The sequence below is a fragment of the Myroides sp. genome (assembly GCF_032073645.1).
Lineage (GTDB): Bacteria > Bacteroidota > Bacteroidia > Flavobacteriales > Flavobacteriaceae > Flavobacterium > Flavobacterium odoratimimum.
This window is the reverse complement of record NZ_DAMANB010000036.1, coordinates 1-16,678: the sequence shown is the minus strand read 5'-3', so window position 1 is coordinate 16,678 and position 16,678 is coordinate 1. Positions and strand designations below refer to the sequence as shown.

The following is a 16,678-nucleotide window of genomic DNA, read 5'->3' as shown; positions in this document are numbered from 1 at the left end:
ATGTACATATTTTATTATACAATTTTTTTAATGACACAGTTCACGGGACACCCTCTGCACTGGTGGTTTCCCTATTAAAAAACCTACCCTATTTTTTAAAAAAAGACTTCATTTTATCCTATCTAAACCACCCCTATTTTACTATTTGGTTCTACTATTTTTAGAAAACAACTCCATATTCAGCCTATTTAGATACGTGGAACTAAAAAACGCCTGTACTTTTTTAATAACCAAAAAAAACACAACTCACTGATTTATAAAATATTATCGTTTCAAACTCATTTTAATCCGTTTTCTATAGTCTTTACAACCCCAGTAATAGCGCACGTTTATCTTAAATTGCTCGACAATTGGTGGAGAATACCCCGTAAATGGTGGAGCTGAAGATACGTTAGTCGATGAATGCTTCTTCTATTGATCAGGGACTGTCCTCCTATTTAAAGTTTAGATTAACTGAGGCTATCCACACCCTATCTAGCACTATAATTATGCTACTAATAAAAGAGAATCTAAGATGAAATACTAACAAAGGTAAATAGGCAAAAGGTGAGCTTTTTTTAAGTAATCACAATATTTTCAATGCTTTACTTATTGTTATGTGGTCTTTTTTCTCTATTATTACATTATTATGATACAAACCAATTCTAAACTTTATAAATACGGTGTAGAAGAATAAATAAACGCTATTTATATTGGTCTGATCAAGAAACATCCTTAATTACACCATAAACAACATCATCAAAATGCAATGAACACTTTAAAACATATTCTATTAGCTAGTTGCATACTTCCTTTAGGTACGGTATTCTCACAAGAATTGAAAGACAAGGATCCTAACATACTTATATCTGAACTATTCCAGAAAGAACAAGACATCCGTAAACGTTGCGAAACACTTAGCTCTAATCCTAATAGTGATCAAAAAGAACTTTCTAACTGCTATATAGCAATGTCTAAAATTGATATCGAAAATCAACAATTAGCCTTACCTCTTCTAGATTCATATCTAAATAAACAAATCAGCCTAAACAATGAATCTCTGTCTAACCTATACTATATCATACAACACGCTGGTGGGGAAATACAGGAGAAATACAAAAACTTTATATCAGATCTCTTTACCAAGCAAATTATTACAAACCAAGAATACGCATGGTTTACAGACAGATTAAATGTCCGAAACAATAAAGCTCAAACCTATGGTTTTCAAATAAAGTATTGGTCAGATACACAAGATACTCTTCCTTATCCTATCGATATTGATGCTGAAAAGAATACCATTCAGCTGGGATTAGAATCTAGTAAACAATATATGTTAGATAACTACACTAATGAGTATAGCCCACAGTATATGACAGAAGAAGAATTTGTTTTATTTGGGCATATCAAAAACTCTTTTGATACTAAGACTACTCATATTCTCATTAATAATAAAGAGAAGGTAGCTATTAATGATAAAGGTTTTTATATCATTAAACTGCATAGTCGACCTCAAACTATCTCTGTAAAGCTGATTAAAAATAATGAAGTAGTAGATTCTCAAGATATTCTAACTAACCAAAAAGATTGGATAGAAGTTGACTTTTACTAATATCGACTTAAGATAGTTACTGTAAATAGTAGGAACACTATCTATACATTCTACTATTTACATTGCTATCATTCACAATAATTTCTGACTACCTGTTCTATCCAGTCTTCAGTAGATGATAAATAGAAATCAGGTGTCACTCCTTTTCCCTCATAGCGTAAATACTCGCGCCAATGCGTATTTAGATCCGTAAAATGTATTCTAAAAAGAGCAGAAGGACTTACCTTATCTACAGCATGATTTCTACCATAAGTAAGCATTCCTCTAGTATTATCACCTAATACCATCACATTATTTAATTCCTTCAATTTTAGTGTGAATTGCTCTGCATTACTAATGGTATTAAAATTTACAAGTACATATATTTCCTTTAAACTTCTTAAACAGGTTATACAACTGTGCAGAGCTCTTGTCTCCCTCCTCCACTATTATTTCTTAAACCAAGAATAAGGTTCTTACTCAGAAAGTTGTCTCTAATGGGATAATAAAAAAGAAAAAACATACTTCATAAACACTTAATTCACTCGGTTATAAATTGGGAATAAACACCACAGTTATCACTTCTTATCCCCTTCTTTCTCCATCAGCTCTATACGCTGTTCTAGCGTATTTTCTGTCTGAATAATATCAAATACGACCATCTTAAAAGTCTGTTTGATACTCTTATCCGTCTTATCCATATTAGAATACAAAAGATTCATTAGGAAAGCACTCTTATTACTTAACATTTGCTTTAAGTCTTCAATATTAGTCATAGCAGCTACCTTATCATAATCGATTAGATCAATCTTAGTCGCAGCAATAGAGCGCCAGGCAGTTGTTTTAATCTGAGGAATAAAGATTCCCTTAGACTCCATGACTATCTGTTGTAGGCTTTTCTCTTCGTTATCAGCGTGCTTTTCTAAGGCTTTGACCAAATCTTTCTGTATAGGGAGAATAAACTCTATTTCTTCTCTAGATTCTTTTAACTCACTGTGAACAGTCGAAAACACTTGATTGATATAGGCCTGGTCTTTTCTATGAGCGTTCCAATTATCAATAAAAAGAGCAATAAGAATACCCGCCACGATAGGAATAATCTCTTTAATAAAGTGAATACTATAATTTTTAATCTTTTGTTTCATCTAATGATTATTTGTTAAAGTTAGAGATGATTTATTCCTAAAAAATCAAAGCTAATTTAAATAAATAATTGAAAGATGGGAATAGTACTACAAAAAAATGTATTGTATAAATGATAATATATCTTAATCCACTGATTAGATAGCCGCCCCTCTTTTATCCAAGATCTAAAAGCAACAACTCTACATCACTTTCATAATCAATCATGTCCTTTGATTGTAAAATTAAATTCGTATTATTCTCTAATGCTATGGTCAAACGACAACTACTTTTGATAGGTTGGCAATAGATACCTTTTATCCTCACTCCTATGACCGCTAATTCTTGGGATTTATCTAAGTACATATAACTATCATCCTCTTCTATTTCTTTTATCTTTTCCATCACTGCAATACCTGCGTCAATAAAAAAGTCAAACCAACCTAAAGCTTCTACTTTTAAGTAAAGTACAATCACATTATCACGTTCATCACTCATACACGTTATTACGCGCTCTATTCTCAAGCCATTTAACTCTACACAAACAAATTCATCATCCTGATACATTCTCTCCATCGTTTCTACCTATTAAATCCAAAAAAGCTAGTATCTCTACTAGCTCTATTATCTTATTTTACTGTGATATCAATCTTATTAATCCAAATCGTCTTTCTATCTCTAGTCTTGTCAAAATTATCTAATATAAATGCAGTATCGTAATCTACTTTCTCATCATAGTACAACTTACCATTGACATATACTTTAACCTTGTTCTTCAGGTTTACCATTTCAGGAGAAATAGCAATAGATAAGGATTTAACACGAGATGTTTCTATTCTAAATTCATTGTCTTTATAACGGGCTATAGCCTTACCTGATAAGCGTGGTATATCGAACGCCTTCTTATCTACCTCTATCGTTTGTAGATTTTCAGCTTTATCATACTCTAGCCATTTGGTAATTTTAAAGTTTCGTTCTTTATGCCAATCTGCTTTCTGACCTAGTGTATCTAATTTGATATTAGTCAACCAATCCACACCTCCATAAGCATTGTCATCAAACTCCCATGTCAGCTCTTTATTAAAGCTCTTGCGTTGTCTCTCCTTAAGATCTTTAAACAATATCTCATAAGCTGGTTCTGACTCATCAAACTCAGGGAACCAATGTGGAAAACCGTTATATCGATACTCTTTATAGTCAGCCTTTAACTCATTCATCATCGATGTAAAAGAATCATTTGCGTTAGGTGGATAATAATAGTCCTCATCTGTAGAGAAGTTGATAAAAGAACGATTCTTTATATTCTCTATAAAAGTTCCTCCTGTGAATACCTTAGGTTGAGTATTAAACCCATAGAATCCTGCAAAAGGAGAAGAGTCTTTCATCAAATAAGAGAATGAACCCGTCGCTCCATTAGAATGCCCTGTGATAAACACCTTATTATCATCTATATTAATAGCCTTCTTAACTTCTCTCAGCATAGCAGGTATCATAAAGAAGCCATCATTAGATGTCATCCAATTATATTTCTTACCTCCACTTGGGAAGATCAATATCACCTCATCTAGATCTCCATATTTCGTATAGTATCTATTCCATCCTCCTAAACTAAGTTCTTTAGTCTGAAACTCTTGAAGATTATTGTATCTAACTGCTCCATGCAAAAAGAATAACACTGGATATTCCTTCTCTGGAGAATAGTTCTTAGGCAAATGAATAAAGAAAGAAGTCTTCACTGTATCATTTATAGCAAAGCTGATAGAATAGTCTTGTTTTGCCTTAGGTAGATAAGGATTGTACGCTTTGATTTCTTCATATAATTTCTTTCCATTAGTAGAGGCTAACTCTTTAGTAGATTTCACCTTATAGAATTCTTTCTCTGCCTTTTTTAGATTTACATCAAACTTAGCTTTTAACGCATGTGCTTCACTCATCATAGAAGCCCATCTAGGATCATCTAATAAGTTCTTGTATTCCTCTAAAGCTCTTTTATTCGTTACATTTTGCCAACCAGGGAAGCCGTATTGTGCACGTTCTATCTTTATCAACCGATCTAGATAAGCAAAGGCTTTATCTGCTTCTTTTAACTCTGAGGCAATGATTGATATTTCTGATAAATCAGCTGCTGTTATACTGTCTGGAAATGACTTAAACGCCTTTTCATAAAGAGAAAAAGCTTGTCTTTTACTTTGCTCATCCTCGTGCTCTTCTAACAAATCATCTGCTTGATTGATCAACTTAGAGTAAGTATTCTGTCCAAAAGACACTATACTAAACATAAATGCTAGTAATACATGATATCCCTTCATAATTCTAATTATTAATAAAGCGAAAGTAAACAACACTACAATACTAAAATTGTACAAATGGAACATCTATTTCTCTAGATGCCAAAAAGTATCTTTGCTTCCTAGTTTAGTTCCTTTCTCAAAGAAGTTTTTAGGAGAATTATTAGTCATTGCCTTATAAGTCTTTATTAGATGTGACTGATCATTAAAATTAAAGCGATAAGCAATATCAGTCAATTTCTCTTCAGGAGAGGTATAGAGTTTCTGGTTCACCGTTCTTCTAAACAAATAGATATCATAAAACCTCTTTAAAGATACTCCCATATTGGCCTTAAAAACTCTATTTAGATGTTGTCTACTCACTCCTAGTCTATCTGCTAATTCTTGTACAGAGAAGTTATCCTCTTCACTAAAGATATAATCTATTGTTTGGTCTAGAAGACTATTTGAGAATGGCTTATATCTCTTCTCTAGTGCTGTATCAAGCAATGCGGTAATGACATCTGCATCAGTAGTAGCAAAGACTTCTGCTAATTCGCCTATTTCCATAAACTTATAATCAGTAATCAGATTGACAAAGTTTAAATGACGATAAAACTGCTGTATCCCTAATGGGTGAAAGACAATAACGACTCTATGTACTCTCCCCACCTGCCTCACATGAAGTATATCTTCTCTAATAGGAGTGAATATCTGATAATCATCTGCTCCTTCATTAAACGCCATCGATCCATCACTAGCTAGTTGATGAGAAGCATAAATAGAAATCGTATTATTATAATGAGGAAAGCACTGGTACTCTCTCACCTCATTATTGGGTTTTATATCTAAGTAGTAATAGTCCACATACTTCTTTACTAAAGTATTCTTAGGACTAAAGGTTTCAAAAATCTCTTTCATTACCGCTTAATTTTTTTAGTTATACATTACTTACCTCTACTCTATCCCTATTATTAAGTCCACTCGTTTAATAGTATCCCACATCTGTTCTATATCACTATCTGGCAAATTCTTATTTTAATAAATAGCCCATTCTTTTGGGTATTTACAGCGTTGCCTATAGGACTCTGATAGTCGCTTTTAGCATAATTAAACGGTACTAATTCTATTGCGTTTATAAATCTCATCTCTATAAGTTTAACTCCTTTATACGAAGGTATTATAAAACCTCTTTAGTAAACTTGATAAAGCACAATCTTTCTAAAATATTTTTAATAAGATTTGTATAGCTAAACACAATAATCGTTTTAAAGAATAAGTCCTTTTATACTACATCGTACACGCCTTATAACTAGATAAATATATCAAAAAAAAAGCTGCTACATTACAGGTAAAAACCAATATTGTCAGTAAATTGCATAAAAACAATTCATTGACAATGGAAAAGAAATTAGTAGTAATCACAGGCGCTAGCTCAGGATTCGGTATGGAACTAGCGAAAGAGTTTGCTCAAAGTGGACATCCACTTTTACTGTTAGCAAGAAGATTAGAAAAGATGGAGGCTCTAAATCTACCTAATACACTATGCAAAAGTGTAGATGTAGCTGATAAAGATGCTTTCGAAAAGGCAATTCGTGAAGCTGAGGCAATATATGGCAAGACTGACTTATTAATTAATAACGCAGGTGTAATGCTATTAGGTGATTTAGCTACTCAGGATCCTCAAGAATGGAAACAAATGCTTGATATCAATGTATTAGGTGTCATGAACGGTATGCAAGCTGTAATGGGAGATATGAAGGATAGACAAACAGGGACTATTATCAATGTATCCTCAATAGCTGGTGTATTACCCTTTCATAATCACGCTGCCTACTGTGCTAGTAAATATGCTGTAAGAGGAGTAACACAAACTGCTCGTCTAGAACTTAGTCCTTATAATGTGCGTATTATTTCTGTTGAGCCTGGAGCAGTAGCAACAGAGCTCTTAAGCCACACAACTAGTGAAGATATTAAAGAGGGCTATAAAGAGTGGATGAAATCATCTGGAGCAAACCGTATTCAAGCTATTGATGTAGCGCGTACTATCAAATTTGCTTACGACTTACCTCAGAGTGTATTATTACGAGAACTGATCATCTCAGATACAAAACAAAATGCTTAAAATAACAGAACGCTTATAGCTATAAACTATAAGCGTTTATTTTTTACTTTATATTGTGCATTGAAATCTGGAAATCACTTGGTCTGACATTAAACAATTGCTGAAAAGTATTGCTAAAAGCAGCAATACTAGAATAGCCAACATCGAAGGCTACTTCACTCACATTCTTATCTGTACTCATCAGAAGCTCCATAGCCTTAATCATTCTTACCATCTTTAAATATTGCAAAAACGAAATATCTAAATGAGTTTTAAATAACCTTGTCAACGTCCTCACACTATAGCCAAATAACTCAGCTATTCCATTTAGCGTTAATGCTTCACCTAAATTCTTTTGCATATACTCTGTGATCAACAACATTTTAGGTTCTTCTGTTGTAGGCAATTGAATAGAAAATGACTTACCTGGATGCTGCATAATGTAGTGCTTCATCGTAGATAGAAACTCATAAGCCCAAGTATCAGGTAGGATAATTCCCTTCCACTGCCTAGCATAAATCAACATCTCATACATCAAATTACTCACTGGGTAAATACCTAAACGTTCCATAAAGCGATGCTCTACATCAGTATCTTCTTCATAGAAATAGATATTTAGAATCACGACATCCGTAGTATTAGACTTGACATTGTGTATCATACCTTTAGGTATCCATACATAATGCTGAGCTGGTATATAATACTCTCTTTCTTTTGTCTTTAAATAAGCGATCCCACCAGATACCAGAAGTATCTGACTCTTGTTGTGCTTATGAGGAGGAAACCTATGTTCTAATTGCTCTCGCATGATATAGATACTATCCTTGTATTGATCTATTTCCTTTTCTGTTTGTAATAACATTTCCATAATGGCTAAAATAAGTAAAATATTGGCTAGTTATATAAAACACTTAGAATCATTCTAATCTAGTTTTGCAGTAAATAAATAGAATACATGAAACAGAACAACTTTTTATACCTAATAGTCTTTTTGCTCATAATAGGTCAAAAAGCACTACCCCAATCTATTACGGATGATAAAAACACTTTTGATTTAGACAGAATATGGGAACTTACGCAAAAGAATCATAAAAAAATAAAAGCAATACAACTAAATGAAAAAGCGCAACAAGAAAATATTAAAAATACAAAAGCAAGCCAACTTCCTACTATAAACTTACAAGGTAGTTATAGTAGACTATCAGATATGCCCCTATATGAAGATGGTTTTCTAAACAAGCCTACAACAGTTAGGATCAACTCAACCAACTATAGTTCGATGTTAGCGACAGATGTAATACTGTACAATGGACTGAGCAAAAACAGAGAGATTAAAATACAAGAAGTAGCTCTAGCCTCTATTCATTCACTACTCCAACTCTCGTTAGCTGAAGTCAAACTAGAAAGTACAAAACTCTTTTATACACTAATACGCCATACACATTATAAAGATCTTGTCGAAAAAGAGATAAAACAAGACAACAAACAACTTGCTGAGATTAACAGTCTATACAAGAATGGTACTATTCTTAAAAGTGATGTGTTGCGTTCTGAGGTGACCTTATCTAATCATCAAATGCTATTGACAGAAATAGAAAACAACATTCTGATTATCCAACAGCAACTTAATTTGCTAATGGGTCGTGATGAACTAGCCCCTCTAACACCATTGTATAAGGATTTAAAGGAAGAAATTAACTTAGAATCATCTTATGAATCTTATTTAGAAAAAGCATTACAAAACGCTTATGAACTGCAAATAGCAGATAATGACATTCAACGAAGTGAATTGGATTTAAAACAACTCCAAGCAAAAATACTTCCTAAGGTAAGTTTATTCGCTGATTACAGTTTTAACTATCCACAGAGTAAAGCATATCCTTATGCTGATGCCTTATACGGTATGGGACAGATAGGTCTTAAACTCAATATTCCTATCTCTAACTTATATCACACCAAGCATCAGAAAATAAGCCAGCAGTCCTTTATCTCAAAACAAAAAGTAGAAAGAGAACAAAAAGTAGATCAGTTAAAAAATGAGCTTAGAGCATCTTATGTAAAATATACAGAAACGTTACAAAGAATCTCTGTTGCTGAAAAGAACATCAAGCAAACTACAGAAACATTGCGCATTATCAGAAATAGTTACTTTAATCAACAGTCTTTATTGACAGACTTATTAGATGCAGAAACACAACTGTTACAAGCTCAATTCGACCTCACTACAGCAGAGATCAATGCTAAAATAGAATATTATCAAATACAAAAGGTAATCGGTAATTTATAAGTAAAAACAACTATGAGTACAAATAATAAAATAACAAAAACAGACCGTATCATTCTTAAAATAACTCAAATAATAGCGCTAGTGGCTATCGCAGGGTTAGCAGTCTATGGGATGATTTTGGGAATAGAATTTTTAAGATATGAATCAACTAATGATGCTCAAGTAGAACAATATGTAAACCCTATAAATAGCAAAGTAGGTGGCTATATCAAGACAATACACTTTGAAGAAAATCAATTGGTAAAAGCTGGAGATACACTAATCACAATTGACAACAGAGATTATAAAGCTGTTCAACAAGAAGCTAAAGCCTCTCTACAAAGTGCGCAATCTCAAATCGACATATTGGATGCAAACATCAATACACTACATACTAATGCACAAGTAACAAAAGTTCAGATAGAAGTAGCTAAAGCAAAGCTCACTAGACAGCAACAAGAGTTTAAACGATTTAAAAATCTACTTGAAGAAGAATCAACTACTCAACAGCAATTTGACAATATCAAAACAGCTCTAGATATAGCAGTATCAGAATACCAAGCTGCTCAACAAGCTTATCAAGCTGCATTGTCTAAAATAGAAGATGTAAAAGCTCAGAAACTGGCAGCTATATCTAATATAAAGTTGAGTGAAGCTACTTTAGATAAAAGCAACCTCAACTTAGGGTATACTATTATCACAGCACCTTATACTGGTCGAATAGGTAAGAAGATTATACAAGAAGGACAATTAATACAATCTGGTCAAACGATCTCTTATATCGTCAATGAAGAAAGAGGTAAATGGATCATAGCAAACTTTAAAGAAACACAAATTGGCAAGTTTAAAATAGGGCAATCTGCTAAAATAACAATAGATGCTTTTCCTGATATGGAATTTATAGGAGAGATAGAATCTATCTCACCAGCTACTGGATCTAGATATTCTTTACTACCTCCTGATAACGCTACGGGGAACTTTGTCAAAATAATTCAACGTATCCCTGTAAGAATCAAACTAAAAGATAATGTAGCTAAGATTAGCAACTTATCAGCTGGGATGAATGCCAATGTATATATCGATAAACCATGAGAAACATAAAACTACCAACTTTTAAAGAGTGGGTACCAGATTACCTTATTCGTATCACTATTTTCTTAATACTCTTTCCTGCTTTAGCGGTATTTGCTTTTTATTATAGCAATACGCTAGAGACGATGAGTTATTATGGTATCGAAGCTTCTGATGTCCAGTATTCAGTAATACTCATGTATGGCGCTTTAGTTTGTTTCTTACCACTAGATGATCGATTAGTCAAGTACTTTTCCTTAAGACAATACCTCTTACTAGGTATTGTCTTTAATACGATTACTTATATTATCTGTGCCATGACCAGAGACTTGACTATATTCTTTATCTGTCGTTTTATACAAGGAGCTGTATGTGCTTTATTCTGTAGCATCTGTCTTAATCTTATTTTTCCAAGACTTAATTCTGCTAGAGCCCGAGTGATAGGATACACTATATTCTATGGTACTTTATTAGTTTCTGTTCCGATATGTGGAATATTATGTAGCTACATACTTCAGTACTATTCATTTAATATTATGTTTTACTTACTGATTATCTTGCAGATACCGGGAGCTGTTCTATTACTCACTATTACTAATAATGTACACATTAGAGAAAAACTTCCCCTATATCAAGTAGATTGGATTAGTTACATTTACTTTACGATTATTATCTGTTCTATCGGCTATATATTCGTGTATGGACAACAATTAAACTATTTGGAACACAGTAGAATCAGACTGCTAACTAGTACAACAGTTGTAGGGTTAATCTTATTCATCTTGAGACAGCTCAGTCTTAAAAGACCTTTTATTAATCTAGCTGTTTTTAGATATAAAGATTTCTGTTTAGGTATCCTCTTGATTATGATCTATTACTTTTTTAAAGGAACGACAGGTTTTGCTTACTCTTATTTACAGACATTAGGCGTATCTTCTATTCATCTGACTAGCATTTATATCAGTAACACCTTAGGGACAATAGCGGGGTTACTAATTGTATCCAGATTATTATTAAATGATGTTGCGATTAAATACATTGTATTACTTGGTTTTGGAACTTTGTTAATCTATCACATCCAAGTCTATTTCTTATTCTCTAATACAGGTACAAGAGAAAGCTTTATACTTCCTTTTTTTATTCAAGGATTTGCTATTGCAGCTTTACACATTCCCTTAATAATTTATGCAGCTGCCTCTATACCACCAGCTATATCTAATGCTGTTTCATTCTTAGGAATTAGCTTTAGGTTTTTAAGCTTTTCTGTAACTATAGGAATTACCAATTACTTTCAATTATTTAATAAAAGTATACACTATAATAGAGCATCTGAATATATAGCATCCACTAATCCATTAAACAATGAAACACTTAAAAACATACAACAGCATGTCACATTAGATGGAAAAGATTATACCACAGGAGCTCAACTAGCCACTAAAATTTATAATAATCATATCAATACACAGATTATAACTAGAGCTTCACAAGACTACTATACTTGGGTTATTTGGGGACTAATATTTATCATCCTAATCGTCATGTTATCTTCCCCTACGAAGAAGATTCTTAGTAAGCTAAGTAAGGACTTTATACCTTATTAATACTTTTCCTTTTTCTAAGCTTTTTATACCGCGAGCCAAGTTCTCTCTAGAGAAAACTTGGCTCTTTTTATTAACTAAAAAGGATACCTTTTATAGAAAAGCCTTTATAATCGCCTTAATTTTAAACATCTTAGCTTTCAAAAAAAGAAATAAAAATGGCCATAAACAAATTGTTCACAGCCATAATCAAAATTAACTTATAAAATATACTCTTTATCAAAAGAACTTATTCACTAGGTTTCCATCTTATCATGATATAAGAAGGCTTATTAAAAGGTTCTATCACAGACTCTTGATTAACCTCAAAGCCCCACTCTTTTAAGAAGGGAACTAAAGGGTTATTCTGTAACACCTCTATCCATATAGCATCATAATTACGAGTTAAGGATAAACTCTTTTGCCATAAAGACTCTCTTACTTCTTCCTCATTATACTCAGAATTGATATAAAAAGGTTCAAGATTAATAACTTTTTTATCCTTTAATACTTCTGGTTGCATTACTTGTTTAATCATTACAAACCCTACAGGTACTTCTTTCTTAAACACTGTTAGCATTTGTGTACTTAGATTATTCAATTCTAATACAGCTTCTTTATGATTTAATTGTTGAGTTATATATTGATTTAATTGCTCTATTTCCACTGTATCCGCATACATTTCTCTTATTTGAGCTTCTCTTAATTGAAAAAGAATACCAAGCCCCTCTTCAGTTCCTATTGTGAATTTTGATATTACATCCATATTATTTCATGTTTATTTACAAACATACCCTTTTCTATCCCATTTGTTTCGATACAGTATTCTAAAAAAGCATCGGTACATCGCTATAATATAGACTCTCCGACTCTTCTTATGGCTTCTAGATTGTGTAAAGTAAGTTGTTTAGAGAATACTGCTCTAAAACAATTATCATATACATCTGTAAAGGAGAAAGTCTCTCCTGGTGTAAACTGCACTCCTTCTTCTGTACATCGCTTATAGAAAAAGTTCATATCTATATGCGCAGGTAATTGAACCCATGTACAATACCCTCCTTGTGGAAGTTGAACATGAATAGAATCAGAAAAACTATGAATTAATTGCTTCACCAACTGTAATGCTTGACGTTCTAATTGCTGACGAAAAACTCTAAGGTGCTTATCATAAGCTGAAGATTGAAGAAGCTTTATCATTACCTCTTGATTTATAGGAGATACCGAACGCCCTAGAGCGAACTTCAAGCGCTCTGCTTCAGAAAAAAACTGTCCTGCTGCTAACCATCCTAACCTAATACCTGGTGCTAACGATTTAGAAAAAGACGAATATGTCATTACCAATCCTGCTTCATCATAGTTACGAATATTACTTGGTCTACTTCCCTTAAAATAAAGACAGCCAAAAACATCATTTTCTATAATGGGTACATTGTGATATAGAGCAGTTTCATAAACCGCTTTTTTGCTCTCCTCCGTCATTAATATTCCTGTAGGGTTATGAAAGTTAGGAGTTAGTACAATCGCTTTTATATTATTAGTCGCACATACTTTTCTTAAATAATCTGTATCAAAACCATCATATGCACGAACAGGTATTTCTATTGTCTTTAGCTTCAGACTAGCAATAACTTCTAAAATAGAGAAGATACATGGGCTCTCCACTGCTATAATATCACTAGGTGAAGTAATAGAGCTTAAAGCAATATATAGTGCTTGTAATGCTCCATCAGTCACCAAAAGTTCATCTGATGATATGGAAGCTCCATGAAGTCCAGCTCTCTTCACTAACAAGTCTCTTAGCTCTTCTGCCCCATTATTAGGATAGTAACGAAGTAAAGAAGCTCCTTTTTCTCTTATTACCTCTTGCATTGTTTTGAGAACTAATTTTTGAGGAATAAAGAGGTCAGATGGACTCGCTTCATTCAGTATTGTCTGACTAGTATCACTTATTGGATTCGTTATAAGATGTATTTTCTTTCTAAAAACTGCATCGCGAGGGATAATAGGTAATTCTACTTCTAAATTTTGTTCCGCAAGACGATCAGATACAATATACCCAGAGCGAGGCACACTAGTGACCAACCCCTTAAATACAAGGTAATCATAACCACTCTGAACAGAACTTATACTTAAGTTGTATTCTTTTTTTATAGCACGAACAGAAGGTAATTTATCTCCAGGCTTTAATAATCCTTTATTTATTCCCTCTTCTATTTTATCCGTAAAAATACTATACTTATATTCCTTCATTCTCATATAATCAGTACGTAGAGATTCTTCATGACTTCACGCAATATTGTAAGTAGAATTAAAACTACTCTCTATCAAAGATACAATTATTCATTATTCTCTGATGCTATATCACGCCTATCTGTAGGTATATTTATAATCTCAATAACAGTAGCTACTTGATCTAACTTAATACCAGTTAACCCATAACCATAATAAGCTCCTGTATCTATATTATATGAGTGGCTATCTAAAGTATACTGAGGATGGTTTTGTTTTAAAGGAGTATGTCCGTGAACCTGTAGTTTATGAAGATTGACAAGTGGCTTACGAGTCCATAACACCCCATCCCAATTAGACTCATCATAAGGATTAATCGTCTCACATACTCCTGCATGTGTGACAATAAACGAAGAAGTCTCAAACTTAAGTGGTAATTTTTCTAAGTGTGGTAAAAGGTTTTGCAAATCTACATGATGCCTTTGAAAGTCTTCTAAGGTGGCTAAACCACACTGAGATGTCCATATTTCATGACGTCCATCCTTGATATACTGAATAAGTTCAGCTTCATGGTTTCCCTTAAGAACAGTTACTGATAATGTTGTATCACTTAATAAGGCTAAACACTTCTCTACGACTAACCAACTATAATTGCCCCTATCTATTAAATCTCCTACTAATATTAAATGCTCATTAGAAGAATCCCACTGCTCTAGAAGAGAACAAAACGTGTGATAACAACCGTGTATATCACCAATGATAAAATAGTTCATGCTCTTTTTATAAAACACAAACTTAAAGAATAAAAAAACTCCTACTTAGTAAAGTAGGAGTTTTTATTATTATTGTTTTGAAGCATCTAGAGAAGCTTTTCTAAACTCTTTTAAAAGTTTTTCAATAGATAAAGAAGCTTTACGTGCTCTTGTACCTGCAGCTTTATTTCCGTTTTCTAATTGTAAAGCTGAATCTTGTTGGAACGCTTCAAACTCAGCGTTGATTTTTTCGATTAATTCTTTCATGGTAATTTTTACATTTTAAATATGTATTACAAAAATAGAATATAATCTCACATATACACAGTATTTACTGACTTTTTTACCACTTTACCTCTCTCTTTTAGCACTTGATATTATTACATTATTGTATTTCAAACGGTAAATATTACCTAATCCACTCACTTTCAACACACCAAAGCTAAACGCATCGAATGTACCGTCATTACTACATTTCGCTAAAAAAGTGAACAGATATTACTCAAAACAGATCAGTTCCTATAGATTTAGTCCTTAAAACATCCTGTTTCTATACAAAAAACCGTCATTTTCCATTACTCGTAGGAATAATTACAAGCTTAAATGTAAGATAGGATAAGGCTTTCCTTGTCCGTCTGTCTCAGACCTGTTTACTGATTTGAACCCCATGTGTAAATAAAATCCAACTGCTTGTTGATTTTGTTCATTTACATCTACTTTAGTAATATGAAGTCTATCTTTAGCATAATTTAATAACAATTTACCTATTCCTTGTCCACGAAAATCATTGTGTATGAACAACATTTCTAAGTTTCCATCAGCAACACCGATAAAGCCAGTCATTCTTCCCTCTTGGTTAAGATGAACATACAACTCTACAAATTCAAAATAACTAGGTATGGTCTTTTTAAAATACTCGAAGTCTTCTCTTGCTAAAAAATCATGAATATGTATTACTGCACTTTCCCATATCTCTACTAACACTGGATATTCTTGACTCTTTACTTTTCTAATCATAATTTTAAATTTAATAGAGCAAATTTCTAAGCTTTGAGAGACAATCTACTGAACCTGGGTTAAAAAATTCGCTTGCGAATTCTACTCAGCCCTTGTGGAGTAATTCCCAAATAAGAAGCTATATCTTTTAAGGGGATATAATTAAATGTCAATCCATATTCTTCTTGCATTCTCAAATAGTATTCTTCTGAAGAATACTTGATTAGATCTATATTACGCTGTAGGAGACGATTTAAAAGCCTTGCTGTTAATTTTCCAAACATTACCTCTAATCCAGAAATAGAAGCGTATAAATCGCTTATTTGCTCTTTATTAATTCTATATACTACTGCGTCCATAACAGCTTGTACAGAAAAGTCCGCTCGCTCTTGAAGTGAAAAAGAAATATTCGACATAGAAAAAGTTCCTTCTTTACAAAACCAAAATGTTTGTTCTACACCTTTAGGATCAATAGTCCAACATCTAAATACTCCTTCATAAATAAAATAACTATACTGTTCTACCTCTCCTTCTTTTATTAGGTACTCATTCTTAGAAATAGAAATTCGTTCGAAGTATTCATCAAACAAAGCATATTGTGAAGAAGTAAATACAGACAATTCGACTTCAAACTCTTTTAATAACTTTTCTAAAAGCATATTTTACTGGTGGATTCAAGTATTAAATGCAACAGTAACCATTAGGTTTAATTTTTCTGTAA

18 protein-coding genes are annotated in these 16,678 nt (G+C 32.7%); 5 read left to right on the top strand and 13 right to left on the bottom strand.

Features of this window, described 5'->3' with window-relative positions:
• Positions 1–748 precede the first annotated feature (748 nt).
• Entirely contained in the window at positions 749–1,591 is an 843-nt protein-coding gene (locus RT228_RS17475; RefSeq protein WP_071307293.1) for a hypothetical protein, read from the top strand.
• Positions 1,592–1,659: 68 nt separating this feature from the next.
• Here RT228_RS17475 and RT228_RS17470 read toward each other — a convergent pair whose 3' ends face one another.
• The 6 genes from RT228_RS17470 to RT228_RS17445 all read right to left on the bottom strand — a co-directional run bounded on the left by RT228_RS17470 (position 1,660) and on the right by RT228_RS17445 (position 6,107).
• Positions 1,660–1,956, bottom strand: a complete 297-nt coding sequence (locus RT228_RS17470; RefSeq protein WP_083387847.1) for a S41 family peptidase — start codon at positions 1,954–1,956, stop codon at positions 1,660–1,662.
• Between the two features lie 192 nt (positions 1,957–2,148).
• Positions 2,149–2,715 (bottom strand): hypothetical protein, encoded by a 567-nt coding sequence (locus tag RT228_RS17465; RefSeq protein ID WP_071307292.1) that lies wholly within the window; start codon positions 2,713–2,715, stop codon positions 2,149–2,151.
• Between the two features lie 154 nt (positions 2,716–2,869).
• Complete coding sequence (locus RT228_RS17460; RefSeq protein WP_071307291.1) at positions 2,870–3,268, bottom strand: hypothetical protein; 399 nt, start codon at positions 3,266–3,268, stop codon at positions 2,870–2,872.
• 53 nt (positions 3,269–3,321) lie between these two features.
• Positions 3,322–5,001: an alpha/beta hydrolase-fold protein gene (locus RT228_RS17455; RefSeq protein WP_071307642.1), complete on the bottom strand. Its 1,680-nt coding sequence runs from the start codon at positions 4,999–5,001 to the stop codon at positions 3,322–3,324.
• Between the two features lie 66 nt (positions 5,002–5,067).
• Entirely contained in the window at positions 5,068–5,880 is an 813-nt protein-coding gene (locus tag RT228_RS17450; protein WP_313139122.1) for an AraC family transcriptional regulator, read from the bottom strand.
• A gap of 89 nt (positions 5,881–5,969) precedes the next feature.
• On the bottom strand, positions 5,970–6,107 hold the full coding sequence (locus RT228_RS17445; RefSeq protein ID WP_156860095.1) for a hypothetical protein: 138 nt from the start codon (positions 6,105–6,107) through the stop codon (positions 5,970–5,972).
• Positions 6,108–6,358: 251 nt separating this feature from the next.
• Here RT228_RS17445 and RT228_RS17440 point away from each other — a divergent pair, with 251 nt between their 5' ends.
• Complete coding sequence (locus RT228_RS17440; protein WP_006259324.1) at positions 6,359–7,084, top strand: SDR family oxidoreductase; 726 nt, start codon at positions 6,359–6,361, stop codon at positions 7,082–7,084.
• 43 nt (positions 7,085–7,127) lie between these two features.
• Here RT228_RS17440 and RT228_RS17435 read toward each other — a convergent pair whose 3' ends face one another.
• Positions 7,128–7,931 (bottom strand): helix-turn-helix transcriptional regulator, encoded by an 804-nt coding sequence (locus RT228_RS17435; protein ID WP_006259325.1) that lies wholly within the window; start codon positions 7,929–7,931, stop codon positions 7,128–7,130.
• A gap of 87 nt (positions 7,932–8,018) precedes the next feature.
• Between RT228_RS17435 and RT228_RS17430 the strand changes: the two genes are divergently transcribed.
• The 3 genes from RT228_RS17430 to RT228_RS17420 are packed head-to-tail and all read left to right on the top strand — an operon-like array spanning position 8,019 to position 12,004.
• Positions 8,019–9,350, top strand: a complete 1,332-nt coding sequence (locus RT228_RS17430; protein ID WP_006259326.1) for a TolC family protein — start codon at positions 8,019–8,021, stop codon at positions 9,348–9,350.
• Between the two features lie 12 nt (positions 9,351–9,362).
• Positions 9,363–10,421 (top strand): HlyD family secretion protein, encoded by a 1,059-nt coding sequence (locus RT228_RS17425; protein ID WP_058699504.1) that lies wholly within the window; start codon positions 9,363–9,365, stop codon positions 10,419–10,421.
• On the top strand, positions 10,418–12,004 hold the full coding sequence (locus tag RT228_RS17420; protein ID WP_313139116.1) for an MFS transporter: 1,587 nt from the start codon (positions 10,418–10,420) through the stop codon (positions 12,002–12,004). Before RT228_RS17425 ends, RT228_RS17420 begins: the two co-directional genes overlap by 4 nt.
• 226 nt (positions 12,005–12,230) lie before the next feature.
• On the opposite strand, the gene RT228_RS17415 is transcribed toward RT228_RS17420, so the two are convergent.
• The 6 genes from RT228_RS17415 to RT228_RS17390 all read right to left on the bottom strand — a co-directional run bounded on the left by RT228_RS17415 (position 12,231) and on the right by RT228_RS17390 (position 16,616).
• Complete coding sequence (locus RT228_RS17415; protein WP_006259329.1) at positions 12,231–12,746, bottom strand: hypothetical protein; 516 nt, start codon at positions 12,744–12,746, stop codon at positions 12,231–12,233.
• 83 nt (positions 12,747–12,829) lie between these two features.
• Positions 12,830–14,236 carry a PLP-dependent aminotransferase family protein gene (locus RT228_RS17410; RefSeq protein WP_071307286.1) on the bottom strand — a complete coding sequence of 469 codons (1,407 nt, stop codon included), beginning with the start codon at positions 14,234–14,236 and terminating at the stop codon, positions 12,830–12,832.
• A gap of 80 nt (positions 14,237–14,316) precedes the next feature.
• Complete coding sequence (locus RT228_RS17405; protein WP_071307285.1) at positions 14,317–14,982, bottom strand: metallophosphoesterase family protein; 666 nt, start codon at positions 14,980–14,982, stop codon at positions 14,317–14,319.
• Positions 14,983–15,051: 69 nt separating this feature from the next.
• Complete coding sequence (locus RT228_RS17400; protein ID WP_006259332.1) at positions 15,052–15,228, bottom strand: histone H1; 177 nt, start codon at positions 15,226–15,228, stop codon at positions 15,052–15,054.
• Positions 15,229–15,552: 324 nt separating this feature from the next.
• Positions 15,553–15,978: a GNAT family N-acetyltransferase gene (locus RT228_RS17395; protein ID WP_313139111.1), complete on the bottom strand. Its 426-nt coding sequence runs from the start codon at positions 15,976–15,978 to the stop codon at positions 15,553–15,555.
• A gap of 59 nt (positions 15,979–16,037) precedes the next feature.
• A complete protein-coding gene (locus tag RT228_RS17390) occupies positions 16,038–16,616 on the bottom strand; it encodes a Crp/Fnr family transcriptional regulator (protein WP_071307284.1) in 579 nt (192 codons plus the stop codon).
• Between the last annotated feature and the right edge of the window lie 62 nt (positions 16,617–16,678).